At 57.1% G+C, this 1825-nt stretch carries 1 rRNA gene; it reads right to left on the bottom strand.

The window, feature by feature from the left end:
* Positions 1 to 1825: ribosomal RNA gene (locus ACLU3S_RS36825) — 23S ribosomal RNA — on the bottom strand; the annotation flags it as partial.

Consider the following 1825-nt stretch of genomic DNA (forward strand, 5'->3'; position numbering starts at 1 on the left):
GGACAAGCCCTCGGCCTATTAGTACCAGTCAACTCCACCCGTTACCAGGCTTCCATATCTGGCCTATCAACCCAGTCGTCTACTGGGAGCCTTACCCCATCAAGTGGGTGGGAGTCCTCATCTCGAAGCAGGCTTCCCGCTTAGATGCTTTCAGCGGTTATCCCTCCCGAACGTAGCCAACCAGCCATGCCCTTGGCAGAACAACTGGCACACCAGAGGTTCGTCCGTCCCGGTCCTCTCGTACTAGGGACAGCCCTTCTCAAGACTCCTACGCGCACAGCGGATAGGGACCGAACTGTCTCACGACGTTCTAAACCCAGCTCGCGTACCGCTTTAATGGGCGAACAGCCCAACCCTTGGGACCGACTCCAGCCCCAGGATGCGACGAGCCGACATCGAGGTGCCAAACCATCCCGTCGATATGGACTCTTGGGGAAGATCAGCCTGTTATCCCCGGGGTACCTTTTATCCGTTGAGCGACGGCGCTTCCACAAGCCACCGCCGGATCACTAGTCCCGACTTTCGTCCCTGCTCGACCCGTCGGTCTCACAGTCAAGCTCCCTTGTGCACTTACACTCAACACCTGATTGCCAACCAGGCTGAGGGAACCTTTGGGCGCCTCCGTTACCCTTTAGGAGGCAACCGCCCCAGTTAAACTACCCATCAGACACTGTCCCTGATCCGGATCACGGACCCAGGTTAGACATCCAGCACGACCAGACTGGTATTTCAACGACGACTCCACCCGAACTGGCGTCCAGGCTTCACAGTCTCCCAGCTATCCTACACAAGCCGAACCGAACACCAATATCAAACTGTAGTAAAGGTCCCGGGGTCTTTCCGTCCTGCTGCGCGAAACGAGCATCTTTACTCGTAGTGCAATTTCACCGGGCCTATGGTTGAGACAGTCGAGAAGTCGTTACGCCATTCGTGCAGGTCGGAACTTACCCGACAAGGAATTTCGCTACCTTAGGATGGTTATAGTTACCACCGCCGTTTACTGGCGCTTAAGTTCTCAGCTTCGCCCCGACGAATCAGAGCTAACCGGTCCCCTTAACGTTCCAGCACCGGGCAGGCGTCAGTCCGTATACATCGCCTTACGGCTTCGCACGGACCTGTGTTTTTAGTAAACAGTCGCTTCTCGCTGGTCTCTGCGGCCACCCCCAGCTCAAGGAGCAAGTCCTCTCACCAGGTGTGGCCCCCCTTCTCCCGAAGTTACGGGGGCATTTTGCCGAGTTCCTTAACCATAGTTCACCCGAACGCCTCGGTATTCTCTACCTGACCACCTGAGTCGGTTTAGGGTACGGGCCGCCATGAAACTCGCTAGAGGCTTTTCTCGACAGCATAGGATCATCCACTTCACCACAATCGGCTCGGCATCAGGTCTCAGCCTCAATGCGCGACGGATTTACCTATCGCACGGCCTACACCCTTACCCCGGGACAACCACCGCCCGGGATGGACTACCTTCCTGCGTCACCCCATCACTCACCTACTACCAGCTCGGGTCACCGGCTCCACCACTCCGACCTCGTCCGAAGACTCAGCCGGCGGCTTCACGGGCTTAGCATCACTGGATTCAATGTTTGACGCTCCACAGCGGGTACCGGAATATCAACCGGTTATCCATCGACTACGCCTGTCGGCCTCGCCTTAGGTCCCGACTTACCCTGGGCAGATCAGCTTGACCCAGGAACCCTTAGTCAATCGGCGCACACGTTTCTCACGTGTGAATCGCTACTCATGCCTGCATTCTCACTCGTCAACCGTCCACAACTACCTTCCGGTGCTGCTTCACCCGGCAGACGACGCTCCCCTACCCATC

Source organism: Streptomyces sp. AF1A, assembly GCF_047340315.1.
In the GTDB taxonomy this organism is placed as follows: Bacteria; Actinomycetota; Actinomycetes; order Streptomycetales; family Streptomycetaceae; genus Streptomyces.